The sequence below is a fragment of the Streptomyces sp. NPDC046909 genome (assembly GCF_040644695.1).
Classification (GTDB): Bacteria; Actinomycetota; Actinomycetes; order Streptomycetales; family Streptomycetaceae; genus Streptomyces.
Genome location: NZ_JBEYXC010000009.1, coordinates 345,179 through 368,507 on the forward strand (window position 1 = coordinate 345,179; position 23,329 = coordinate 368,507).

General features: G+C 73.0%; 23 protein-coding genes and 1 riboswitch. Of the genes, 9 read left to right on the forward strand and 14 right to left on the reverse strand.

From position 1 onward, the window contains the following. Positions 1-46 precede the first annotated feature (46 nt). Entirely contained in the window at positions 47-1,423 is a 1,377-nt protein-coding gene (locus ABZ928_RS29815; RefSeq protein ID WP_361525488.1) for a GNAT family N-acetyltransferase, read from the forward strand. On the opposite strand, the gene ABZ928_RS29820 is transcribed toward ABZ928_RS29815, so the two are convergent. Next, positions 1,401-2,654, reverse strand: coding sequence for a PLP-dependent transferase (locus tag ABZ928_RS29820; protein ID WP_361525491.1), 1,254 nt, complete (start codon positions 2,652-2,654; stop codon positions 1,401-1,403). The genes ABZ928_RS29815 and ABZ928_RS29820 overlap by 23 nt on opposite strands. Before the next feature lie 60 nt (positions 2,655-2,714). Here ABZ928_RS29820 and ABZ928_RS29825 point away from each other — a divergent pair, with 60 nt between their 5' ends. Together ABZ928_RS29825 and ABZ928_RS29830 are read left to right on the forward strand one after the other, a co-directional pair. Continuing rightward, positions 2,715-3,206, forward strand: a complete 492-nt coding sequence (locus tag ABZ928_RS29825) for an Lrp/AsnC family transcriptional regulator (RefSeq protein WP_361525494.1) — start codon at positions 2,715-2,717, stop codon at positions 3,204-3,206. Between the two features lie 32 nt (positions 3,207-3,238). Continuing rightward, positions 3,239-4,927: a DUF885 domain-containing protein gene (locus tag ABZ928_RS29830; RefSeq protein WP_361525496.1), complete on the forward strand. Its 1,689-nt coding sequence runs from the start codon at positions 3,239-3,241 to the stop codon at positions 4,925-4,927. 28 nt (positions 4,928-4,955) lie between these two features. Here the strand turns inward: ABZ928_RS29830 and ABZ928_RS29835 are convergent, their stop codons facing one another. The 3 genes from ABZ928_RS29835 to ABZ928_RS29845 form a co-directional block, all read right to left on the reverse strand. Beyond that, entirely contained in the window at positions 4,956-5,789 is an 834-nt protein-coding gene (locus ABZ928_RS29835; RefSeq protein WP_361525499.1) for an SDR family oxidoreductase, read from the reverse strand. A 118-nt stretch (positions 5,790-5,907) separates the two neighbouring features. Beyond that, positions 5,908-6,426 (reverse strand): immunity 21 family protein, encoded by a 519-nt coding sequence (locus ABZ928_RS29840; protein WP_361525502.1) that lies wholly within the window; start codon positions 6,424-6,426, stop codon positions 5,908-5,910. Between the two features lie 65 nt (positions 6,427-6,491). Further along, positions 6,492-6,977, reverse strand: a complete 486-nt coding sequence (locus ABZ928_RS29845; protein WP_361525505.1) for a rhodanese-like domain-containing protein — start codon at positions 6,975-6,977, stop codon at positions 6,492-6,494. 94 nt (positions 6,978-7,071) lie between these two features. Here ABZ928_RS29845 and ABZ928_RS29850 point away from each other — a divergent pair, with 94 nt between their 5' ends. After that, complete coding sequence (locus ABZ928_RS29850) at positions 7,072-7,518, forward strand: Lrp/AsnC family transcriptional regulator (protein ID WP_361525507.1); 447 nt, start codon at positions 7,072-7,074, stop codon at positions 7,516-7,518. Between the two features lie 39 nt (positions 7,519-7,557). Here the strand turns inward: ABZ928_RS29850 and ABZ928_RS29855 are convergent, their stop codons facing one another. Both ABZ928_RS29855 and ABZ928_RS29860 read right to left on the reverse strand, forming a co-directional pair. Beyond that, positions 7,558-10,551 (reverse strand): SMC family ATPase, encoded by a 2,994-nt coding sequence (locus tag ABZ928_RS29855; protein WP_361525510.1) that lies wholly within the window; start codon positions 10,549-10,551, stop codon positions 7,558-7,560. Further along, positions 10,548-11,711, reverse strand: coding sequence for an exonuclease SbcCD subunit D (locus ABZ928_RS29860; RefSeq protein WP_361525513.1), 1,164 nt, complete (start codon positions 11,709-11,711; stop codon positions 10,548-10,550). The genes ABZ928_RS29855 and ABZ928_RS29860 overlap by 4 nt, the downstream gene beginning before the upstream one ends. Positions 11,712-11,954: 243 nt before the next feature. Between ABZ928_RS29860 and ABZ928_RS29865 the strand changes: the two genes are divergently transcribed. Next, positions 11,955-13,496, forward strand: coding sequence for a HAMP domain-containing sensor histidine kinase (locus tag ABZ928_RS29865; protein ID WP_361525515.1), 1,542 nt, complete (start codon positions 11,955-11,957; stop codon positions 13,494-13,496). Here ABZ928_RS29865 and ABZ928_RS29870 read toward each other — a convergent pair. The 6 genes from ABZ928_RS29870 to ABZ928_RS29895 are packed head-to-tail and all read right to left on the reverse strand — an operon-like array spanning position 13,481 to position 18,223. Further along, on the reverse strand, positions 13,481-14,107 hold the full coding sequence (locus tag ABZ928_RS29870) for a YigZ family protein (RefSeq protein WP_361525518.1): 627 nt from the start codon (positions 14,105-14,107) through the stop codon (positions 13,481-13,483). The two genes, ABZ928_RS29865 and ABZ928_RS29870, sit on opposite strands and share 16 nt — an antisense overlap. Before the next feature lie 17 nt (positions 14,108-14,124). Then, complete coding sequence (locus tag ABZ928_RS29875; protein WP_361525521.1) at positions 14,125-14,667, reverse strand: histidine phosphatase family protein; 543 nt, start codon at positions 14,665-14,667, stop codon at positions 14,125-14,127. After that, positions 14,664-15,374, reverse strand: coding sequence for a hypothetical protein (locus ABZ928_RS29880; RefSeq protein ID WP_361525524.1), 711 nt, complete (start codon positions 15,372-15,374; stop codon positions 14,664-14,666). Before ABZ928_RS29880 ends, ABZ928_RS29875 begins: the two co-directional genes overlap by 4 nt. Before the next feature lie 55 nt (positions 15,375-15,429). Beyond that, positions 15,430-16,239: an ABC transporter ATP-binding protein gene (locus tag ABZ928_RS29885; protein WP_361525527.1), complete on the reverse strand. Its 810-nt coding sequence runs from the start codon at positions 16,237-16,239 to the stop codon at positions 15,430-15,432. Then, positions 16,236-17,249 (reverse strand): iron chelate uptake ABC transporter family permease subunit, encoded by a 1,014-nt coding sequence (locus ABZ928_RS29890; protein WP_361525530.1) that lies wholly within the window; start codon positions 17,247-17,249, stop codon positions 16,236-16,238. Before ABZ928_RS29890 ends, ABZ928_RS29885 begins: the two co-directional genes overlap by 4 nt. Next, the gene (locus tag ABZ928_RS29895; RefSeq protein WP_361525865.1) at positions 17,246-18,223 is read right to left on the reverse strand and encodes an ABC transporter substrate-binding protein; all 978 of its coding nucleotides are present in this window, start codon (positions 18,221-18,223) and stop codon (positions 17,246-17,248) included. Before ABZ928_RS29895 ends, ABZ928_RS29890 begins: the two co-directional genes overlap by 4 nt. 99 nt (positions 18,224-18,322) lie before the next feature. Further along, a riboswitch (cobalamin riboswitch) is annotated at positions 18,323-18,512 on the reverse strand. A gap of 170 nt (positions 18,513-18,682) precedes the next feature. Between ABZ928_RS29895 and ABZ928_RS29900 the strand changes: the two genes are divergently transcribed. The 3 genes from ABZ928_RS29900 (at position 18,683) to ABZ928_RS29910 (ending at position 21,292) form a co-directional block, all read left to right on the forward strand. Beyond that, a complete protein-coding gene (locus ABZ928_RS29900; protein ID WP_361525533.1) occupies positions 18,683-19,090 on the forward strand; it encodes a CoA-binding protein in 408 nt (135 codons plus the stop codon). A gap of 67 nt (positions 19,091-19,157) precedes the next feature. Further along, positions 19,158-20,078 carry a formylglycine-generating enzyme family protein gene (locus tag ABZ928_RS29905; protein WP_361525536.1) on the forward strand — a complete coding sequence of 307 codons (921 nt, stop codon included), beginning with the start codon at positions 19,158-19,160 and terminating at the stop codon, positions 20,076-20,078. Then, the gene (locus ABZ928_RS29910) at positions 20,075-21,292 is read left to right on the forward strand and encodes a 4-hydroxybenzoate 3-monooxygenase (RefSeq protein WP_361525539.1); all 1,218 of its coding nucleotides are present in this window, start codon (positions 20,075-20,077) and stop codon (positions 21,290-21,292) included. Before ABZ928_RS29905 ends, ABZ928_RS29910 begins: the two co-directional genes overlap by 4 nt. A gap of 2 nt (positions 21,293-21,294) precedes the next feature. Here ABZ928_RS29910 and ABZ928_RS29915 read toward each other — a convergent pair whose 3' ends face one another. After that, positions 21,295-21,654 (reverse strand): metalloregulator ArsR/SmtB family transcription factor, encoded by a 360-nt coding sequence (locus ABZ928_RS29915; RefSeq protein WP_361525542.1) that lies wholly within the window; start codon positions 21,652-21,654, stop codon positions 21,295-21,297. A gap of 60 nt (positions 21,655-21,714) precedes the next feature. On the opposite strand from ABZ928_RS29915, the gene ABZ928_RS29920 reads away from it, so the two are divergent. Then, on the forward strand, positions 21,715-22,761 hold the full coding sequence (locus ABZ928_RS29920; RefSeq protein WP_361525545.1) for a cation diffusion facilitator family transporter: 1,047 nt from the start codon (positions 21,715-21,717) through the stop codon (positions 22,759-22,761). A 9-nt stretch (positions 22,762-22,770) separates the two neighbouring features. On the opposite strand, the gene ABZ928_RS29925 is transcribed toward ABZ928_RS29920, so the two are convergent. Then, on the reverse strand, positions 22,771-23,328 hold the full coding sequence (locus ABZ928_RS29925) for a YbaK/EbsC family protein (RefSeq protein WP_361525548.1): 558 nt from the start codon (positions 23,326-23,328) through the stop codon (positions 22,771-22,773). Between the last annotated feature and the right edge of the window lies 1 nt (position 23,329).

Here is a 23,329-nt window from a genome sequence, read left to right on the forward strand (position 1 = left end):
TGATCACGCAACACCGTTCCTTCACAGTGGGTGCATGAGTCGAGAAATGTCTGATGTGACGCGTGCGAGGCACGGTCGTCCGGTCCACCACTGGCGGCGGGATGTCATCGAACTCGCCGCGCTGTTCACGGCGGTCGCGGTGGCGGACGCCGTCGCCAATCTGGTCGGCCACGGCCCGGACGGTCCGGCGCTGCTGCTGATCTCGGCGGTCGTGCTGGTCGCCACGGCGGGGTTCCACACATGGTGGGCACGCCGCCACGGTCACGCACCGCCGACGAGCGATACCGACACGGATACCGATACCGGCACCCGGTCGCTCTCCTCGGAGCAGACCGGGGAGAGCACCCTGTGGCGGATGCGGACGACAGTGAAGGACGAACCAGGGTCACTGGCCGCGCTCTGCACCGCGCTCGCCGGTCACCGGGTCGACATCCTCAGCCTCCAGACGCACCCGCTGGCCGAGGGCACGGTGGACGAGTTCCTGCTGCGGGCGCCCCGCGGTCTCGAAGCGTCCGGGATCACCCGGGCCGTCGCGCTGGCCGGCGGCACCGGCACCTGGATCGAGCGGGCCGACGCCCATGACCTGGTCGACGCGCCGACCCGGGTGCTCGGTCTCGCGGCCCGTACCGCGCTCGACGCCGCGGAACTGCCGCTGGCGCTGCGCCAGTTGCTGGGCCGGTGCACGATCCGGCAGTCGCCGGCGGGACCCGGGTCCGAGGACGTGCCCGTGCAGGGGGCGTTCGAGGAGAGCGTGATGAGGCTGCGGGCACCGGAAGGCGGAGTGATCACCGTGGAGCGGCCGTATCTGCCGTTCACCCCGACCGAGTTCGCGCGGGCGCGGGCGCTGGTGGAACTGGACGCGGTGCTCGGGCCGCGGGTGCCGCGCAGCCAGGATGTGCTGACGCTGCCCGAGGGCAACGACATCACCGTGCGGCGGGCCGACGTCGACGATCTGGAGGACGCCAAGGCGATGCACGAGCGGTGCTCGCCCCGGACCCTGTCCTTGCGCTATCACGGGCCGGTGGGGGACGCGGACCGGTACCTGAACCACCTGCTCAGCCCTCGGTTCGGGCGGACGCTCGCCGTGCAGACCGCGTCGGGGCGGCTCGTCGGTCTCGGGCATCTGCTGTGGGACGGGGACGAGACGGAGGTGGCGCTGCTCGTCGAGGACGACTGGCAGCGGCGGGGTGTCGGTGCGGAGTTGCTGCGCAGGCTTGTGGGGATGGCTCTTGAGGCCGGGTGCGCGAGTGTGTACGCCGTGACGCAGGCGTCCAACACGGGGATGGTCGCGGCGATGCGGGGGTTGGGGCTCCCCCTCGACTATCAGATCGAGGAGGGGACCCTGGTGATCACCGCGCGGCTGGACCAGGCCGCTTCGCTGGGAGAGGGCGCGGTGAGCGTCACGAGCGCGGAAATGCCGTAGCGACCAGAGGATCGTCGGCGGGTGCGGGTGCGTTGTGGCTGGTCGCGCCCCGCGGCGGAGCCGCAAATCGATGCAGCCCCGCGCCCCTGGGCGGCGCCATCCCTAGGGCGTTGTCCAGGTCCGTCCAGAGATCCTCAACATCCTCCAGCCCCACCGACATCCGCAGCAAACCGTCGCTCACCCCCGCGCCCCGCCTGTCGCCCTCCTCCACGATCCGGTGGCTGATCGACGCCGGGTGCTGGATCAGGGTGTCCACGCTTCCCAGGCTCACCGCCGGGGTGATCAGGCGGACGCCCGCTATCACCTCGTGGGGGTCGCCGTGGACCTCGAAGGCGATCATCGCGCCGCCGATGCGGGGGTAGTGGACGCGAGCGACGCGGGGGTCGGCGGCGAGGCGGGCGGCCAGGTCGGCGGCGGTGGCGGAGGCGGCGTGGACGCGGACCGGGAGGGTGGAGAGGCCGCGCAGCAGCAGGTAGCCGGCCAGCGGGTGCAGGATGCCGCCGGTGGCGAAGCGGATCTGGCGGAGGCGGCCGGCGAACTCCTCGTCGCAGGCGACCACGCCGGCCATGACGTCGCCGTGTCCCCCGAGGTACTTGGTGGCGCTGTGCAGGATCAGCCGGGCGCCGTGTTCCGCCGGGCGCTGGAGGACGGGGGTGGCGAAGGTGTTGTCCGCGAGGAGCGGGACGGTGCCGCAGGCGTGGGCCAGGGCGCGCAGGTCCACCTCGGCGAGGGTGGGGTTGGCCGGGGTCTCGACCATGACCAGGCCCGTGTCGGGCCGCAGGGCGTCCGTGATGCCGGCCGGGTCGGTCCAGGTCACCTCGGTGCCGAGGAGGCCGGCGGTGAGGATGTGGTCGCTGCATCCGTACAGGGGGCGGACGGCGACCACATGGCGCAGGCCCGCTGAGGCCCGTACGAGAAGGACCGCGGTCAGGGCGGCCATGCCGCTGGCGAAGGCGACGGCGGATTCCGTGCCCTCCAGGCGGGCCAGGGCGGTCTCGAAGCGGGCGACGGTCGGGTTGCCGAGACGGCCGTAGATCGGGGGGCCGTCCGGGTCGGCGCCGGTGGTGGCGAAGGCGTCGATGCGGGCGGCCTCGGCGCGGCTGTCGTAGGAGGGGTAGGTGGTCGACAGGTCGATGGGCGGGGCGTGCAGTCCCTGCCGGGCGAGGTCGTCGCGGCCGGCGTGGACGGCCTCGGTGGCCAGGGCTCTGGTGGGCGCGGGCGTCGTCTCCATGCGGGACAGGGTGAACACCGGCCGGGTTGGAGGGAGGGAATGCCGTGCTACGTTCGGGCGATGGCCGAATCTGTCGTACTGGATCCGGTGGACCTTCATCTGCTGCGGCTGTTGCAGAACGACGCCCGGACCACCTATCGGGACCTCGCCGCGCAGGTCGGGGTCGCGCCGTCGACCTGTCTTGACCGGGTGACCCGGCTGCGCCGGGCGGGCGTGATTCTCGGGCATCAGCTGCGGCTGGACCCGGCGAAGCTCGGGCGGGGACTTGAAGCCCTGCTGTCCGTGCAGGTCAGGCCGCATCGGCGGGAGTTGGTGGGGCCGTTCGTGGAGCGGATCAGGGCGCTGCCGGAGTCGCGGACCGTGTTCCATCTGACCGGGCCCGACGACTATCTCGTCCATGTCGCGGTCGCGGACATGACGGATCTGCAGCGGCTGGTGCTGGACGAGTTCACCGCGCATCGGGAAGTGGCCCGGGTGGAGACCCGGTTGATCTTCCAGCAGTGGGACTGCGGACCGCTGCTGCCGCCTACGCCCTCGGCACAATCCACGTGACTGCGGCGGCCCCTCGTATGAGGATGGACCGCATGTCACAGACGAAGAGCCCGCTGCCCCGTGAGGTCGCCGACGCCTATGTCGACGGCCTCATCGCCCTCGATCCGATCACCGGTACCTACCTCGGCGTGAAGGAGAGTTCGAGCAGGCTGCCCGACACCTCACCGGCGGGCCAGGAGGCGCTCGCGGAGCTTTCGCGCAGGACTCTCGTCGCGCTCGACGAGGCCGAGCGGCAGCCCGGTGCGGACAGTGACATCGAGCGGCGCTGCGCCCGGCTGCTGCGCGAGCGGCTCACCGCCGAGCTCGCCGTGCACGAGGCCGACGAGGGGCTGCGCTCGGTCGGCAACATGGCGACGGCCGCGCACGGGGTGCGTGAGGTGTTCACCGTGACGCCGAACCAGACCGAGGAGGACTGGACGGCGATCGCCGAGCGGCTGCGCGCCGTACCGGCCGCGTACGCCGGGTACCGGGAGTCCCTCGCGCTCGGACTGGAGCGCAAGCTGTACGCGGCGCCGCGCCCGACCGCCACGTTCGTCGAGCAGCTCACCGAGTGGGCGGACACGGGTGAGGGGCGCGGCTGGTTCGAGGACTTCGCGGCGGAGGGTCCCGAGGCTCTGCGCGCCGAGCTGGACGAGGCCGCGCGCGCCGCGACCGCAGCCGTCGTCGAGCTGCGGGACTGGATGCGGGACGTGTACGCGCCGACGATCGAGGGCGCGTCGAACGTGGTGGGCCGGGAGCGCTACGCCCGCTGGTCGCGCTACTTCAACGGCACCGACCTCGACCTGGACGAGGCGTACGCGTACGGCTGGTCCGAGTACCACCGGCTGCTCGCCGAGATGAAGAAGGAGGCCGAGAAGATCCTCCCCGGCGCCGCCACGCCGTGGGTGGCGCTCGCGCACCTCGACGAGCACGGCACGCACATCGAGGGCGTCGACGAGGTCCGGGAGTGGCTCCAGGGTCTGATGACCCAGGCGATCGAGTCCCTGGACGGCACGCACTTCGAACTCGCCGAGCGGGTACGGAAGGTGGAGTCCTGCATCGCCCCGCCCGGCGGCGCCGCGGCCCCGTACTACACGCCCCCGTCGGAGGACTTCTCCCGCCCGGGCCGCACCTGGCTGCCGACGATGGGCCAGACCCGTTTCCCGGCGTACGACCTGGTCTCGACCTGGTACCACGAGGGCGTCCCCGGTCATCACCTCCAGCTCGCGCAGTGGGTGCACATCGCCGACAGCCTGTCCCGCTACCAGGCCACCGTCGGCATCGTCAGCGCCAACGCCGAGGGCTGGGCGCTGTACGCGGAGCGGCTGATGGACGAGCTCGGCTTCCTCACGGACGCGGAGCAGCGGATCGGCTATCTCGACGCGCAGATGATGCGCGCGGCGCGGGTCATCGTCGACATCGGCATGCACCTGGAGCTGGAGATCCCGGCGGACTCGCCGTTCCACCCGGGTGAGCGCTGGACGCCGGAGCTGGCGCAGGAGTTCTTCGGCGCGCACAGCAGCCGTCCGGCGGACTTCGTGGAGAGCGAGCTGACCCGCTATCTGACGATCCCGGGGCAGGCCATCGGCTACAAGCTGGGCGAACGCGCCTGGCTGCTGGGCCGGGAGAACGCGAAGAAGCGGCACGGCGACGCCTTCGACCTCAAGGCCTGGCACATGGCGGCCCTCTCGCAGGGTTCGCTGGGCCTGGACGACCTGGTGGACGAGCTCTCCGCGCTCTGACCGGCGCCCGCCCGCAGGGGGCTCCGGTTCAGCGCCGGAACCCGCCCTCCGAGTCGATCACCTGCCCGGTGACCCAGCCCGCCTCGTCCGTCGCCAGCCACGCGATGAGGCGGGCCGGGTCGTCCGGCATCCCCCAGCGCCCCGCCGGGAAGCGGGCCGCTACGGCGTCGTACACCTCGCCGGTCAGGTAATCCGTGTCCACGGGACCCGGGTTGACGGTGTTCACGGTCATCGACTGCTCAGCAAGCGTCGTCGACAGGGAGCGGGTGATGGAGGCGAGGGCGCCCTTCTGGAGGGCGTAGGCGATCTCGCCGGGCATGCCGCCCGCGATGTCCTGACCGGACGTCATCATCACGACCCGGCCGCCGGGAGTGCCCGACCGGTGCCGGGCGTAGGCCTGCACGAGCAGCAGCACCGAGCGGGTGTCGACCGCCCAGTGCGCGTCGAGCATCGCCGCGTCAATCTCGTCGAGGGTGCCGTCGCTTCCGCTGAGGGCGTGGTTGGCGACGAGGATGTCGAGGCGGCCGCCGAGCGCGGAGGCGGCGGTGTCGATGAGCCGCGCGGGCGCGGCCGGGTCGGACAGGTCGCCGGGCCCGGCGAGGACCCGCGCCTCGGGGTCACCGATCGCCGCGCTCGCGGAGGCCACCACCTCCTCGGGACGGTCGGCGCCCCAGGGCTGCGCGGCGTCGTGCGGCACATGGTGGTGCAGATAGACACTCGCCCCGTACGCGGCCAGCCGCCGGGCCACCGCGTGCCCGATCCCGCCGCGTCTGCTGGCGCCGGTGACCAGGGCGGTCCGCCCGCGCAGGGGCAGCGGGTCACGGCGGAGGTCTTCGGGGGCGGGGTGCGGAAGTCGGGGCATGGACGACCATGATGGTGACGGTGCCGATGCGGCGCACGTGATTAAACAACGCGCCCGACCGACAGTGCGCCCGACCGACAGTGCACCTGACCGACCGCGCCCCTGATCGACCGTGCGGCTATCCGTGTGCCAACGGCCGCAGCTGTACGAGCCCCAGCCACGTCTCCGGCCCCGGCCGCACATGCGCCGCGCGCACCGCGTACCGGCCGGGATCCAGCGCGATCCATACGTGATCGGTCCGCAGGGAGTCGTTGCCGGGCCACGCGGCGTCGAACAGCAGCACGGGTCCGGGCACGTTCCAGGCCACCTCCGGCCCCCACACCGCGGTGTCGAGCGCGGCCGGCACCTCGGCGAGCAGCTGCTCCTCGGACTCCCCCGCGGACCACCGTACGAAGATGCCGTGGTCCGGCAGATAGGTGGTGGAGGCGGGTTCGTCGCCGAGCACGAGTGCCGCGCTGTCCCCGACGGGCAGCAGCCCGACGTATCCGTCCACCTCGCAGGCCCGGTCGTAGTCCGAGGCCATCTCGTCGCCGTCGGCCCCGGCCCAGAACGGCAGCACGGTCTCCGGAACCGCGATCAGCGGCCCGCCGCCCGATTCCACCCACTCCGCCGCGCCCGGCTCCGCGTATCGCACCATGGCGCGGAATCTACCGCGTGCATGACAGCACGCGTCGGCGGATCCCAAAGACCGGAATGGCCGGTTCAGCAGCCGCAGTTCTCCGCCCCCACCGGCGCCGTCAGCGGGTCGGCGTCCCGGCGTTCCCTGCCCTCCCAGGTCTCGAACTCGAAGCCCTCGCGCACCCAGTACTCGAAGCCGCCCAGCATCTCCTTGACCTGGTAGCCGAGTTCGGCGAGGGCGAGCGCGGAGCGGGTGGCGCCGTTGCAGGCGGGGCCCCAGCAGTACGTCACGACCGGCACGTTCTTGTCGAGGAGCTGCTCGGCCTGCTCGGGGATGAGCGCCGTCGGCAGGTGGACCGCGCCCGGGATGTGGCCCTGGTCCCAGGCCTCGGTGGAACGGGAGTCGAGGACGACGAAGCCGGGGTCGCCGTCGGCGGCGAGGCCGGCGTGGACATCACTGACGTCGGCGTGGAAGACGAGGCTCGCCCGGAAGTAGGCCGCGGCCTCGGCCGGGGCCGCGGGGGCGACGCGCAGGACGGGGTTCACGGTGCGGAGGTCAGTAGTCGTCATGGCCAGAAATCTACGGCCGACGATCATCGACGTGAAGGGGCATTCCACGGAGTGGGGCTTGATCCGCCGGTGTTTCCCCTGCTATTCCTCGGACATGACCGCGTATTCCCCGGACGCCACCGACTGGCACATCCTCGAAGTCCTCCAGCGGGAGGGCCGGGCCAGTTTCGCCGAGCTCGCACGTGCCGTGTCGATGTCACCGAGCGCCGTCACCGAACGGGTGCGGCGGCTGGAGGAGGCGGGCGTCATCACGGGGTACGCGGCCGTCGTGGACCCCGAGCGACTGGGCCTGCCCATCCTGGCGTTCGTGCGGCTGCGGTACCCGAACGGCAACTACAAGCCGTTCCACGATCTCGTCGAGGTGACGCCGGAGATCCTGGAGGCGCACCACGTCACGGGCGACGACTGCTTCGTGATCAAGGTCGCCGCCCGCACGATGCGGCACCTGGAGGAGGTGTCGGGCAAGATCAGCGGCCTGGGGTCGGTGACCACGAGCGTCGTGTACTCCTCACCGCTCCCCCGCCGCCCACTGGGCCACTGAGCGACAAAGCAACCGAGCAACCGAGCAACCGCCCGATCCTCATCCACTCCCGCGCTGCCGCAGCGCCGACCCCGCCCGCCCCTTCACCACTTCCAGCTGGGCGTGGATCCGCCGCCGCAGGTCGGCGACATGGCTCACGATGCCGACGCTGCGGTCGCGTTCGCGCAGTGAGTCCAGGACGTCGAGGACCTCGTCGAGGCTCTGGTCGTCGAGGCTGCCGAACCCCTCGTCGATGAAGAGGGTGTCCAGGCGCACCCCGCCGGCCTCGTCGGTGACGACGTCGGCGAGCCCGAGGGCGAGGGCGAGCGAGGCGAAGAACGTCTCGCCGCCGGACAGCGTCGCCGTGTCCCGCTCCCGTCCCGTCCACGCGTCGACGACATGCAGCCCGAGCCCGCTGCGGCCGCGTCCGGCCCGGTCGTCGGAGTGCACGAGGGTGTAGCGCCCCGACGACATCCGCAGCAGCCGTACGGTCGCCGCCGCGGCGACCTGTTCGAGCCGGGCCGCCAGGACGTACGACTCCAGGCGCATCTTGCGCTCGTTGTCCGCCGAGGTACCCGCGGTGAGCGAGGCGAGGCGGGCCACCCGGTCGTACTCCTCGCGCAGCGGGGCGAGCCGTCGTACGGAGACGGCGGCGCGCGTGGACAGCCGGTCGAGGTCGGCGCAGCGCCGGGCGGCGGCGTCGCGCGCGGAGGCGGCGTCGCGGACCCGCTGGACCGCGAGGGCGGCGCCCCGTTCGGCGCCGGCGAGGTCGGCGGGCGGCTGCTCGGCGGCGGCCACGGTCTCCGGCTCGGCGAGCACGGCCCGTACGGCGGCCTCCTCCGACTGCCAGGCGTCGAGCCGCCGTTGGAGATCGCGGTGGGCGGCGTCGTCGAGGATCGCGGCGGCCGCGGCCTGCGGCGTCTCGAATCCGGCCCGGAACGCGGCGTCGGCGAGCCGGGCGTCGGCGTCCTTGAGCCGCTGGGCGGTGTCCTCGGCGGCACGGGCGGCATCGGCGGCGTCGGTGAGCAGCGCGGCCTGCCGCTCCAGCTGGGCGGCGCGGGCGGCCACACTGTCGGCTGGTCCACGCGCCTGCGCCAACTCCGCCTCCAGCAGGGCCCGTTCCTGATCGAGCCGCTCACGGTGCCCGACCCGGGACGCGGCCCGGACGGCGGCCTGCTGCCGGGCGGCGGTCCGCTGCTCGTGCTCGGCCTGCGCGCGGCGGAGTTCCTCGCGGGCGGGATGCAGATCGGAGGCGTCCCGGTGCGCCTGAGCGTACAGCCGCTCCAACTCCTGGACTTCCTCAGCGAGTTGACGCGTAGGCGTGTCTCCCGCCTCCGCCGTCGCGGCGGCCAGCGCTTCTCGTACGACGCCCAGGCGCCGCTCCTGCTCGGCGTGCCGTTCCTCCGCCTGCTGGTAGGCGGCCAGCGCCTGGTCCTCGGCGTCCCGGTCGATGTGCCCGGCGTCCTTGCGCGCGGGCGCGGGGTGGTCGGTGGCGCCGCAGACGGCACAGGGGTGGCCGTCGGTCAGCTGGGCGGCGAGTTCGGCGGCGATGCCGTTGAGGCGCTGCTCCTTGACGTCGAGCCAGTGCGCCTTGGCACCCAGCGCCTGCTCCTGCGCGAGCCGTACCTGCTCGGCGGCAGTGTCCGTGTCACCGGCCAACTGGTCCCGCATCCGGGCGGCGTTGAGGCGTTTCCGCGCGGGCTCCCGCTGGACGCCGAGCTGTTCGGCCCGGGTCGCGGCCTCCTGGGCGGTGTCGATCCGGGCCTGGAGTCCGGCACGGGTCGCCTCCCACCCGGCGAGCCAGAGGTCAGCCTCCTGGAGAACGTCCTCGTCGGCGCGCTCCTGGCGGTCCAACCCGGCCCGCTCCGCGACGAGTTCGGCCAGCCGCTGCTCGCCCCGCCGCGCCGACTCCAGGCCGCCCAGCTCCTCGGCGGCCCGGCGCGCGGCGGCCGCGAGCCCGGCCGCTCCGGCGTCCGCGAAGGCGTCCGGCAGCAGGGCACGCGCGTGCGCCTGCGCGGCGGCCGCCCTGCCGTGCTCGGCGTCGGCGGACTCCCGCAGGTCCAGCGCGGGCGCGACGGCCTCGGCCTTGCGGGCCCGTTCCATGCGCGCCCGCGCCTGCCGGTAGCCGTCGGAGCGCTCCTCCATGAGCGCGGCCCGGTCCCGCGCCTGGGTGAACCGCAGTTGCAGCCGGGCCAGTTCGCGTACGTCGGCCAGCACCCGCTCGGCACCGGCCTGCGCGGACTCGGCCGCGGTGAGGCGGCTGTGGCCGATCGTGAGCTGCTCACGGGCGGTGCTGCGGGCGACGGCGGCCGCGGCCATCACGGCGTCGGCGAGACCGGGCTCGCCCGGTGCGGCGTCCGGGAGTTCCATGGCGTCGCCGGCCGCCTGCTGCATCCGGTGGGCGTCGGCGAGGAGTTCGGTGTCGCCCTCGCGCACCCGCGCCTCGGTGACCCGGCGGCGGTCGGCGAGCCGCTTCTCGACCTCGGCGAAGCGGTGGGTGTCGAAGAGCCGGCCGAGCAGCCGCCCGCGCGCCTCGGCGTCGGCGCGCAGGAAGCGGGCGAAGTCGCCCTGCGGCAACAGGACGACCTGGCAGAACTGTTCGCGGCTCATGCCGAGCAGCTGGGTGATCTCCTCGCCGATCTCCTGGTGGGAGCGGCTGAGGTCCTTCCAGGTGCCGGCCTGGGCGTCGTACTCGCGCAGCCAGCTCTGGGCCTTGTCGAGGGTGCTGCCCGAGCCGCGCTTCTTGGGGCGCTCCCAGGGCGGCTGGCGGGTGATCTCCAACCGGCGTCCGGCGACGGTCAGTTCGAGCCGGACCTCGGTCCGCGTGGCCGCGGCGGCGTGGTCGCTGCGCAGGGTCATGCCCTGGCCGGACTGGCGGGCGCCCGGTACGGATCCGTAGAGGGCGTAGCAGACGGCGTCGAGGACGGAGGTCTTGCCCGCGCCAGTGGGTCCGTGCAGCAGGAACAGCCCGGCGGCGGACAGCTCGTCGAAGTCGACGGTCTGGGAGCCGCCGAAGGGCCCGAAGGCGGTGATGTCCAGTCGGTGCAGCCTCACCGCGCCACCTCCCGCGCCGCCTCGTCCGCCCGCACCGCGTCGAACGCGTCCCGCAGCACGCCCTGTTCGTCTGCGTCCGGCCCCGCCCCCCGCACATGGGTCACGAAGTCCTCGGCGATCTCCTGGTCGGTGCGGTCGGCGAGCCGCTGGGCGTAGGACACGTCGGGGTCGTCCGGCGCGCGTTCGGGGTCGAAGGCGAGGCTGAGGGTGTGCGGGAAGCGCTCGGTGAGGCGGGCCATGGGGTCGGCGGGGCGGACGGCGTCGGTGAGGGTCGCCTCGATCCACGCGTCCTCGTGCCGGGTGAGCTCCGGGTCGGCGAGCAGGTCCTCCAGCGTGCCCCGGATGCGGGCCAGGGCGCGCGGCACGGGGCAGTCGACGCGCTCGGCGGTCACCGCGCCCTCGGCGTCGAGGTCGATCAACCACATGCTCTTGCGGTGGTCGGCCTCGGAGAAGGAGTACGGCAGCGGCGAGCCGGAGTAGCGGACGCGCTCGGTGATGGTCTGGCAGCCGTGGAGGTGGCCGAGCGCGGCGTAGTCGACGCCGTCGAAGACTCCGGCGGGCACCGCGGCCACGCCGCCGACCGTGATGTCCCGCTCGCTGTCGCTGGCCTCGCCGCCGGTGACGAAGGCGTGCGCGAGGACGACGGACCGGGTGCCGGGCGCGCGGGTGGCGAGGTCGGCGCGGACGCGGTCCATGGCGGCGGCGAGCACGGCCTCGTGGCCGGCCTTCTCCACCCCGAACTCGTCCTTCACCAGGGCGGGTTCGAGGTAGGGAAGCCCGTAGAAGGCCACGTCGCCGTGGGAGTCCGGGAGCACCACCGGCGTCCCGCACGCCGCGGGTTCGGTCCGCAGATGGATGCCGGCGCGGTCGATGAGCCCGGCGCCCACGCCCAAGCGCCGGGCGGAGTCGTGGTTGCCGGAGATCATCACCGTCGGCACACCGAGGTCGGCGAGGCGGTGCAGGGCGTCGTCGAACAGCTCGACCGCGGCGAGCGGCGGCACCGCGCGGTCGTACACGTCCCCCGCCACGACCACGGCGTCCACAGCGCGCTCCCGCACGGTCGTCACGACGTGCCCGATGAACTCGGCCTGCGCGCCGAGCATGTTGACCCGGTGGAACGCCCGGCCGAGATGCCAGTCGGAAGTGTGCAGCAATCTCAAGAAACCGCTCCGACCTGCACGTGTCCCCTTACTCCGCTTACTCCGCCTTCAGCACCAACACCGACCTGCGCGGCTCGCGGTCAGCAGCCACCACGCTAACGCCTGTCGGCACCTGAACCATCACAGACCTCGACTTGTCACCCACCCATCGAACTCACCCACCGCAGGGAATGTCCGAGTCGCGGCGATTCGCCACCCTTGCCCGCACAGCGGACCCACAGCCGCCCGGGGCATCATCCAGGGATGACCGGCACCCTCGCGAAGAACGAGAAGCGGCGCACGCCGCGGCTGAGGAGGGCCGGGAAGGGGCGCACGCTGCGGGCGCGCCTGGTGCTGTTCTTCTCCGTGACGCTGGTCGTCGTGTGCGCGGCGATGGCGCTCACCACGGTGTACGTCCAACGGGTCTATCTGCTGGGCGACTTGGACCAGCGGGTCACCGACGCCGCCGAGCGCAGCCAGGGCGGGTTGCAGCGCCGGACCGGGGACGCGAGCGATCTCGGTTTCCTCAGCGAGCGCGGACAGCCCGCCGGAACCCTCGCCGCGCGCTTCGACGACGACGGTGAGGTGCTGGCCGCCGAGGTGGTGAGCCAGAACGGGCGGCAGACCGTACTGAGCGCCGCCCAGCGCGCCGCCCTCGACGGGATCAGCGCGGACGGATCGCTGCACACCCGCACGATCCCCGGCCTGGGCACCTACCGGCTGACCGCGATCGGCGGCGACGGGATCCCCGTACTGGCCGGGCTGCCCATGGGCAACGTCCAGCGCATGATGAACGGGCTCGTCGTGGCCGAGGTCGTGATCGCCGGGGTGGGGCTCACCGCTGCGGCCTGCGTCTCCGCCATCGTCGTACGGCGTCGGCTGCGCCCGCTCGGGCGGGTCGCCGCCACCGCCGCCGATGTCTCGCGCACGCCGTTGAACCGGGGCGAGGTCACCGGGCTCACCCGTGTCCCGCCTGCCGACACCGATCCGGGCACCGAGGTGGGGCAGGTCGGTATCGCGCTCAATCACCTCATCGACCACGTCGAGTCCTCGCTCGGGGAACGTCAGCAGACCGAGGACCGGATGCGTCGCTTCCTCGCCGACGCCAGCCATGAACTGCGCACCCCGCTCGCCTCGATCGCCGGATACGCCGAGCTCATGGACCGCGGGTCCCGCACGATCGCACCGGAGCTGGCCTGGCGCCGGGTCTCCGCCCAGTCGGCGCGGATGACCGGGCTTGTGGAGGATCTGCTGCTGCTCGCCCGGCTCGACGAGGGGCGGCCGCTGGAGTCGGCCGAGGTGAATGTGGCGACCCTGGTCGCGGAGGCCGTGTGGGACGCGCAGGCCTCGGGCGGCGACCACGACTGGCGGCTCGCGCTCCGGCTCGGCGTGCCCTCCTCGGTCGTCGGCGACGCGTCCCGGCTCCACCAGGTGGTGGCGAACCTGCTCGCCAACGCCCGCGCGCACACGCCGAAGGGCACGAAGATCTCCGTGATCGTGGAGACCACGGACGCCCACTGCGTCATCCGGGTCCGCGACGACGGCCCCGGCATCCCGCCCGACCTCCTGACCTCAGTCTTCGAACGCTTCACCCGCGCCGACGCGTCCCGCTCCCGCGCGGTCGGCGGAACGGGCGGCGGCGCGGGCCTGGGCCTCGCCATCGCCGCGGCGATCACCGAGGCGCACGGGGGCCGTATCGACGTGGAGAGCCGCCCGGGGTGCACGGAGTTCTCGGTCACGCTGCCGACCAGCGGGGGCGGAACCCCCACGGAGGCACTACGAAAACGCGGTCACGCGTCGCCGTAGGCCTCTCCCCCCAGCTCGAACCCCGCCGACCCGGCGGTCACGTCCGCGAGCCAGGCCTCGAACGCCGGTACGTCGGTGTCCGGGAGGCCGATCTCGATCGTGACGGCCTCGCCGTAGCGGACATCGCGCACCTCGCGGCCGGTCGAGCGGAGGTCGTTCTCCACCTTGCCCGCGCGCTGGTGGTCGACGGTCACCGTGGCGAGCCGGAACCGGCGGCGGGTGAGGGTGCCGAGGGCGTCCAGAGCTTCGCCGACCGCTCCGCCGTAGGCGCGGATGAGACCGCCGGCGCCGAGTTTGACCCCGCCGTAGTAGCGGGTGACGACGGCGACGACGTACCGCATGTCGCGGCGCAGCAGCATCTGGAGCATGGGGACGCCCGCGGTGCCGCCCGGTTCGCCGTCGTCGCTCGCCTTCTGGATCGCGGCGTCGGCGCCGATGACGTACGCGAAGCAGTTGTGGGTGGCGTCGGCGTGCTCCTTGCGGATGCCGGCGATGAAGTCCTGGGCCTCCTGTTCGGTGGCCGCGGGTGCCAGCGCGCAGAGGAAACGGGAGCGGTTGACCTCGGTCTCGTGCACGCCGGCGTGGGCGACGGTGCGGTACTCGTCCTGCATCCGGCCAGCCTAGGCGGTCACTGCTTCTTCCCCCGCGGCACGATGACGGCCGTGAGCAGCGCCGTCCCCGAAGTCAGTGCCTCCCACGCCGTGCCGCGCCAGGCCAGTACGGCGATGGCCGAGGTCGGGAACTTCCCGCGGACCTGCTCAAGGGTGTCGTCGAGACCGTCACCGGCCAGGTCGAGGACGAGTTCCTCCAGGCCCGGGTTGTGGCCGACCAGCAGCAGCGTCTCGACCTCGGCGGGCACCTCGTGCAGGATCTCCAGCAGTTCGGGGACGTCGGCGCCGTACAGGTGGCCCTCGTAGTGGACGGGCGGCGGGGTGCCCCACTCGGCGGAGGCGAGGTCCCAGGTCTGGCGGGCGCGGAGGGCGGTGGAGCACAGCGCGAGGTCGGGCAGGCAGTCGGCCTCGGCGAGCGCACGGCCCGCCGCGGGCGCGTCGCGGCGGCCGCGCGGGGCGAGCGGGCGCCTGTGGTCGGGTACGCCCTCCGGCCAGGCGGACTTGGCGTGCCGCAGCACGACCAGGCGGCGCAGCGGGCCCGCCCCGGCGCGCGCGATCACGCGAACGCTCCGAGGTCGCGGGCCAGCTCCAGGCCGAGGAGCCGGTCCGCGTAGGCGTACGTCTCGAAGCGGGCGCCCGCCGGCAGGTCGGAGGTCTCGACCCGGCGCAGGACCCGCAGGACGCCGGGGACGTCCAGGTCGTCCTCCCAGGCGGCCCGCAGCTCTCCGCGCACCTCCTCGGGGACCGGCCGGGACGGCTCGCGCGCCCATACGGCGACGGCGCGGCGCCAGCGTACGAGGGTGTCGTGGGCGTCGTTCAGGGCGGCCTCGTCGAGGTGCACGGGGAGGCCGCGGCGGCGAGACGTCAGCGCCAGCCGGAGCACGGCGGGGTCGGCGCCCTCCGCGCTGCCCGTGACCGGCTCGACCGCCACGCAGGGCCCTGCCGTCATCGCCCCTCCCTCCCGCACGACATGGATGACCTGTGCCTCTCCCATCCCCGTCCCGACGTCCCGGCTGTCCTCGAAGGGCCGGATGCCGAGGGCGGCGGCGCCCGCGCGCAGCTCCGAGTGGTCGCGTTCCGCCGTCAGCACCGACCAGACCGGGGTGCCGCCGAGTTCCAGGGCGCGGACGAGGACGTCGGTGACGAGCAGGACCCGCAGGGCGGTGGCGTCGTACCCCGCCACCTGCGCCTCGACACGGGTCAGGCCCCGGCGGGCGGGGGTGGCGTCGACGGGTTCGCCGGTTCGGGAGTCGATGATGCGCAGCACGAGGTGAGCGTAAGGCGGGCCGGGGTCCGGCGCAGTCAGGTGGTGGCGATTCCGGTCACGGGGGCGTGGTTCCGTGCGGCACTTGTACCGGATTCCGGAGCAACGTCCCCCGGAAGCGCACATGCGGCCGCCCGTCCGCCCCCTCCCTGCTGACGGCCGCCCGTACGCCGTACACCTCGGCGATGAGCTCCTCCGTCAGGACGTCCCCGGGGGTTCCGCGGGCGTGGACGCGGCCGGTGTGCAGGACGACGACCTGGTCGCAGTACATCGCGGCGAGGTTGAGGTCGTGCAGGGCGACGACGGTGGTGACGGGGAGGCCGGCGACGAGGTCCAGCAGGTCCAACTGGTGATGGATGTCGAGGTGGTTGGTGGGTTCGTCGAGGAGGAGTTCGCGGGGCTCCTGGGCGAGGGCGCGGGCGATCTGCACGCGTTGGCGCTCGCCTCCGGAGAGGGTGTGCCAGGGCTGGTGGACGCGGTCGGTGAGGCCGGTGCGTTCCAGGGCGGCGCGTACGGCCTTCTCGTCCCCGCCGGTCGCGGGCGTCCAGGCGCGGCGGTGCGGGACACGGCCCAGCCGTACGACGTCCAGGACCGTCAACTCGACCTGGGTGTCGGCCTGTTGCTCGACCACTGCGAGCCGCCGGGCGACCTCGCGCCGGGGCAGGCCGGACAGGGGCGCGCCGTCGAGTGTGACGACGCCCGCCGTCGGCGGGAGCAGCCCGGCGAGCAGCCGCAGCAGAGTCGACTTCCCGGAGCCGTTGGGTCCCAACAGGCCCACGACGGAGCCGGGTTCGGGGGCGAGGGAGACCCCGTCGAGGATGAGGTGCCCGTCGGTCGTACGGCCGACGCGGTCGGCGCGCAGGCTCATCGGACCCTCCTCGTCCGGTACAGCACCGCCACGAACGCCGGCACCCCGATCAGCGAGGTCACCACGCCCACCGGCACCTCCTGCGGGTCGAGGGCCGTGCGGGCCAGCGTGTCCACCCACACCAGGAACACCGCCCCGGCCAGCGCGGACAGCGGCAGCAGCCGGGCATGCCCCGGACCGGCCAGGGCGCGGACGGCGTGCGGCAGGACCAGGCCGACGAAGCCGATCGCACCGGCGGAGCTGACCAGTACGGCGGTGAGCAGTGCCGTGACACAGAGGAGGACCAGCCGGGTGCGCGCGACGGACACCCCGAGGGCGGCCGCCGCGTCCTGCCCGAAGGCGAAGGCGTCGAGGGTACGGGCGTACGACAGGCACACGACCAGCGCGACGGCGAGGACGGCCGCGCACACCCATACATCCGTCCAGCCCGCCCCGCTCAGGGAGCCGAGGAGCCAGAAGAGGACGCCGCGGGTGGTCTCGGCGTCGGCGGCGGTGAGCACGACGAAGGAGGTCAGCGCGGAGAAGAGCTGCATGGCGGCGACGCCCGCGAGGACGACCCGGTCGGTGCTGCCGCCGAGGGTGTGGCTGAGGAGCAGCACCAGCGCGAAGGAGACCAGGGCGCCCACGAAGGCTCCGGCCGGCACGGACACCGCACCCGCCCCGACACCGAGGACGACGACCGCGACGGCGCCGGTCGAGGCGCCCGAGGACACGCCGAGGACGAACGGGTCGGCGAGCGGGTTGCGCAGCAGCGACTGCATCACCGCACCGCACACGGCGAGTCCGGCGCCGCACACCGCCGCGAGGAGGGTGCGCGGCAGCCGGAGCTGCCACACGATGCCGTCCCTGATCGGCGTCAACTCGGAGGTGCCGACGCCGAGATGGGCGACGACGGTGGACCACACGTCCTCGACCCCGATGTCGGCGGGGCCGATGGTGATGGCCAAGGCGAGGGACGCGACCAGCAGGAGGACCCCGGTCGCGCCCAGCACCACCGGCCTGGTGGTCACTTCGCGAGCCCGAACGCGCGGATCCCCGCCGCGACTTGTTCGACTCCCTCGACCGTGCGGATGGTCGGGTTCATGGCCTGCCCGCTGAGCAGCACGTACCGCTTGTGCCTGACGGCGTCCATGTTCCTGGTGACCGGGTCGGACTCCAGGAAGGCGATCTTCTTGGCGGCGGACTCGGCGGTCTGGGACTTGCGGGTCAGGTCGCCGATGACGAGGACGTCGGGGTCGCGGTCGGCGACGGTCTCCCAGTTGATCTGCGGCCACTCCTCGTGCGTGTCGTCGAAGACGTTCTGCGCGCCGAGGGCCCGGGTGATGATGCCGGGCGCTCCGCAACAGCCCGCCATGTAGGGCGAGTCGGAGTTGGCGAACCAGTACAGGAGGGTGACGTCGGAGGCGTCGAGACCCGAAGTGGCCTTCGCCATGCGCCGTTTGAGCGAGGCGACCAGCTTCTCGCCCCGCTCCTCCACCCCGAACACCTCGGCCAGGTCCCGGACTTCGCCGTAGACGGCGTCGATACCGAGCGCCTCGCTCCGCGACCCGTCGCCGTCCCCGGAGTTGTCCTTGCCGGCACAGTCGGACGGAGAGACATATGTAGGCACACCGAGCTTCTCGAACTGCTCCCGGGTGGCCACACCACCCTTGCCCAGGGTGGAGACGAACGAGGCGGCGACGAAGTCGGGTTCGGCCTCCAGGACCCGCTCGTAGGAGGGGGCGTTGTCGGCGATCCGCGGTACCTTCGCGTTCGCCTTCTCCAGCCCCTTCATCACGGGGTCGGTCCAGGTCGCCGTACCCGCCATGCGGTCGGCGAGGCCGAGGGAGAGCATGATCTCGGTGGTGCCCTGGTTGAGCGAGACGGCCCGCTTCGGTGGGGAGTCGACGCGGACGGTGCGGCCGCAGTTGTCCAGGGTGACGGCGGCCTTGGCATCGGTCGGGGCGGTGTCGGAGCAGGCGGTCAGCAGCAGGGTTCCCGCCATGAGCAGGGCGGCGGAACGCGCGTGGGGCACGGGAGTCGGTCCTCAGTCGTCGAGGGCTCGAACGCGGAGCCCGGTCGTACGGTGCTCCCCCGCCGCGGGTCGGCCGCGGGGGCCGCCAGCAGGTCTTCGGACTCGGGTTCCACCGGATCGGAGCGCCTTCCCGGACGCCGTACGGCGATCCAGTGGCCGATGCCCCGCCCGTCACCCTCACCGCTGCGCGTCAGCTCCGGATTCCCACCGGATTCCCTGACCCACGTCCATGGGTTCGACTGGCCCCGGCAAGCTATCACGACGGCACGCGCCCACCTCGAACAGCCCGTCAGGGGATTCCAGCCGACCTCCCACTGAGGTCGTCGAGCGACGTGGCCTGGATGTCGAGGTGCCGACACCGGGAATCCCAGCCCCTCGCCCGCTGTTGCCGAGCACGACACCCTTTGCACGGACCCGAGGAGGCCGAGCGTGTACGGCGACCCAGCGACGATCCGCAAGATCCTCACCGAGAGCGGCGACACCTGGGCGATCGTGGGCCTGTCGTCGAACCAGCGGCGCGCGGCGTACGGCGTCGCGGACGTCCTGCGGCGGTATGGCAAGCGCATCGTGCCCGTGCACCCGAAGGCGGAGACGGTGCACGGCGAGCAGGGCTACGCCTCCCTCGCGGACATCCCCTTCGACGTGGACGTCGTGGACGTCTTCGTCAACAGCGACCTGGCCGGTCCGGTCGCCGACGAGGCGGTCGCCAAGGGCGCGAAGGCGGTCTGGTTCCAGCTGGGCGTCATCGACGAGGCGGCGTACGACCGCACCCGCGCGGCCGGTCTCGACATGGTCATGGACTTCTGCCCCGCGATCGAGATCCCCCGGCTCGGCTGAACCTCCGGCTCGGTTGCCCTCCGGCTCTGCTGACCGCCCGCACAGGAACCTCGCCTAACCTCGCGGAATGCACGACTCCCCCTCCCCCTGCTGCATGCCGTCGGGCGGCGGCCAGGCCCCCGAGCGGCACCGGATCCTCCCTCCGCCGACGCCCCGCCGGGCGGCGGACGACGGCATGGTGGCGCTGCCCGGCGGCGAGTTCCTGATGGGCGCGGAGGACACGGAGGGCTTTCCGGCCGACGGGGAGGGGCCGGTGCGGACAGTGCGGGTCGAGCCGTTCCGGATCGACGCGTGCGCGGTGACCAATGAACGGTTCGCGGAGTTCGTCGCCGACACGGGGTACGTCACCGACGCCGAGCGCCTGGGATGGTCGTACGTCTTCGCGGGCTTCCTCCCCGCCGCGCTGCGCCGGGGCGCCCCGCGGCCGGAACACACGCCGTGGTGGTGCGGGGTCGCGGGGGCGGTCTGGAACCGGCCGGAGGGGCCCGGCAGCACGGTAGAGGAGCGGGCCGACCATCCGGTCGTCCATGTGTCGTGGCACGACGCGGCGGCGTACGCGGCCTGGGCGGGCAAGCGGCTGCCCTCGGAGGCCGAGTGGGAGTACGCGGCGCGGGGCGGTCTTGAGCAGCGGCGCTATCCCTGGGGCGACGAACTCGACCCCGGCGGGGAGTACCGCTGCAACATCTGGCGGGGCACGTTCCCGACCAAGAACACGGCCGCGGACGGTTATCGGGGTACGGCTCCGGTGGACGCCTTCGAGCCGAACGACTTCGGGCTCCACAACGTGTCCGGCAACGTGTGGGAGTGGTGCGCCGACTGGTGGAGCGGCGAGCGCGCCGCCCGGGTCATCCGCGGCGGCTCGTACATGTGCCACAAGTCCTACTGCAACCGGTACCGGGTGGCCGCCCGCAGCGCCAACACCCCGGACAGCTCCAGCGGCCACACGGGTTTCCGGTGCGTGCGGGGCGCGGACATAATGCACGGGTGACTTTCGCCTCCCCCCACTCCAACTCCGGTGCGCCGCAACGGAGTCCGGTCGTCGTCATCGGCGCCGGTCCCGCCGGGCTCACCATCGGGAACATCCTGCGGGCCGCCGACGTGGACTGCGTGGTCCTGGAGAGCGAGACCCGCGCGTTCATCGAACAGCGGCCCCGGGCCGGGGTGTTGGAGGAGTGGGCGGTACGCGGTCTGGAGCGCCGGGGTCTCGCGGTGAACCTGCTGGAGCGGGCGCAGCGGCACACCGAGTGCGAGTTCCGGTTCGGCGGGCAGCGCTACCGCCTCGAGTACGGCGAGCTGACGGGCCATCACCACTGGATCTACCCGCAGCAGTTGCTCGTGACGGACCTGGTACGCGAGTACGCGGACGTACGCGGCGGCGACATCCGCTTCGGCGTCCGGGACGTACAGCTCCACGACCTCGACTCGGACCAGCCGTCGGTGTCGTACACGGACCCGGACACATCCGAACGCGTCCTGATCCACTGCGACTTCGTGGCGGGCTGCGACGGCGCCCGCGGTGCGACCCGCGCCGTTCTGACGCCGGACCGCGCCCGTGTCTCCCGCTACGACTACGGCATCGGCTGGCTGGCCCTCCTCGCCGAGGCGCCGCCGTCCAACGACTGCGTGGTCTTCGGCATGCACCCGAACGGTTTCGCCGGGCACATGGCCCGCAGCCCCGAGGTGACCCGCTACTACCTGGAGTGCCCGCCGGGCGACGACCCGGACAACTGGCCACAGGACCGCGTCTGGTCGGAGCTCCAGCTCCGCCTCGGCGCGTCGGGCGCCCCGCCCCTCACCGAGGGCCGCCTGATCGAGAAGCGCGTCCTCGACATGCACAGCTACGTCGTCGAGCCGATGGTCATCGGCCGCCTCTTCCTCGCCGGCGACGCGGCCCACCTCACCGCCCCCATCGCGGCCAAGGGCATGAACCTCGCCCTGCACGACGCGTACCTCCTGGGCGACGCCCTGATCGCCCACCTCACCAAGGGCGACAGCACCGGCCTGACCGGGTACTCGGCGGCCTGCCTGGGCCGTGTCTGGGACTACCAGGAGTTCTCCCAGTGGCTCTCCGACATCTACCACGGCACCTCCTCCGGCGACCCCTACCGCGCGGGCACCACCCTGGCCCGCCTCCGCCGCCTCTTCGCCTCTCCGTCGGCGGCGTCGACGTTCGCGGAGCAGTACCTGGGCTCCGGGTACTGAGCTCAGTCGTGCACCGGCCGGTCGCTGAGCCGGTGGTCCGCCACGCTCAACGCCTCGTCCACGAGCCGCCGCAGATGCCCGTCGCCGAGTGAGTAGATCACCCGGCGGCCCTCCTTGCGCGTGTTCACCAGCCCCGCCAGCCGCAGCCGCGCCAGATGCTGACTGACGGCGGGCCGGGCCGCCCCGCACGCCTCCGTGAGGGTCGTGACATCTGCCTCCCCGCCCGTCAGCGCGTGCAGCAGCGTGAGGCGGGTGCGGTCGCCGAGCAGGGCGAGGAGCTCCGCGGCGAGGGCCAACTGTTCATCGCCGGGAGTAAGCGGGTGCGCATGATGCGCAGGTGACAGGTGCATGCGTGCGCTCATACGCACATAATGGCACCATGGGCGGGGAACGTCCACGACACACACCGAAAGGGGAACCACGTGAGCGACCACCATCACCACGACCACGGGCACCACCATCACACCCCCTCCGGTCTCCGCCACAGCCTCCGCCACCGTCTGACCCACCTCCTCACCCCCCACTCCCACGAGACCGCCGACAAGCTCGACCCCGCCCTGGAGTCCTCGGCCCGTGGCATGCGCGCCCTGTGGGTGTCGCTCGCGGTGCTCGGGGTGACGGCGGTGGCACAGGCGGTCGTGGTCGCGGTGTCCGGGTCGGTCGCGCTGCTCGGGGACACCGTGCACAACGCCGCGGACGCGCTGACCGCCGTACCGCTGGGCATCGCGTTCGTGCTGGGCCAGCGGGCCGCGACGCGGCGCTTCACGTACGGGTTCGGGCGGGCGGAGGACCTCGCCGGTATCGCGATCGTGCTGACCATCGCCGCGTCAGCGGCCTTCGCCGGGTGGACCGCCGTCGAGCGGCTCCTGGACCCGCGGCCCGTCCAGCACGTCCCGGCGGTCGCGGTCGCGGCGCTCGTCGGGTTCGCGGGGAACGAGTGGGTGGCCCGCTACCGGATCCGGGTCGGGCGGGACATCGGCTCGGCCGCACTCGTCGCCGACGGACTGCACGCCCGTACCGACGGATTCACGTCACTGGCCGTGCTGGTGGGCGCGGCAGGGTCCGCGCTGGGGTGGCAACTCGCCGACCCGATCGTGGGGTTGGCGATCACGGCCGCCATCGCCCTCGTGCTGCGGGACGCGGCGCGCGAGGTGTTCCGGCGCGTCATGGACGCGGTCGACCCGGAACTCGTGGACCGGGCCGAGCACGCCCTGCTCGACGTCGAAGGGGTGTGCGCGGTGGGCGAGTTGCGGCTGCGCTGGATCGGGCACCGGCTGCGCGCCGAGGTCGCGGTGGTCGTGGACGGCGACATGACGGTACGTCAGGCCCATACGGTCGCCGTGGACGCGGAACACGCCCTCCTCCACGCCGTCCCCCGCCTCACCGCCGCCCTGGTGCACGCCGACCCGGCGCCGCTGCCGGGCGAGGACGACCCGCATCTCACCCTCGCCCACCACGCGGTGGCCTGAGCCGAGCCCTCAGGCCACTCCCAGCCCCTCAAGCACCACCGCGCCCGGCAGCTCCGCGAACGCCTTGCCCGGCACCAGCAGCTTGCCGCGCCTGCGCCCGCTGCCCACCAGGACGTACGGCAGATCGACGACGGCGGAGTCCACCAGGACGGGCCAGTCGGCGGGGAGTCCGATCGGGGTGATCCCGCCGTACTCCATGCCGCTCTCCCCCGTCGCCGTGTCCATCGAGGCGAACGAGGCCTTGCGGGCGCCGAGTTGGCGGCGGACCACACCGTTGACATCGACCCGGGTGGTGGACAGCACGACACACGCGGCCAGTTGGGACTCACCGCCGCGCTTGCCCGCGACGACGACGCAGTTGGCCGACTGCTCCAGCAGTTCCTGCCCGTAGTGCTGAACGAAGACGGCCGTGTCGGCCCACTGCGGGTCGGTCTCGACGTAGACGATCTGGTCGGCGGGGACGCTGCCGCTCCAGCGGCGTACGGCCTCCGCGACGGGGGCGGTCAGTTCGTCGAGGCAGTCGGTGGCGGGCCGGGCGTTGTCGAAGTGTCCGATGGGTGCGTCCATG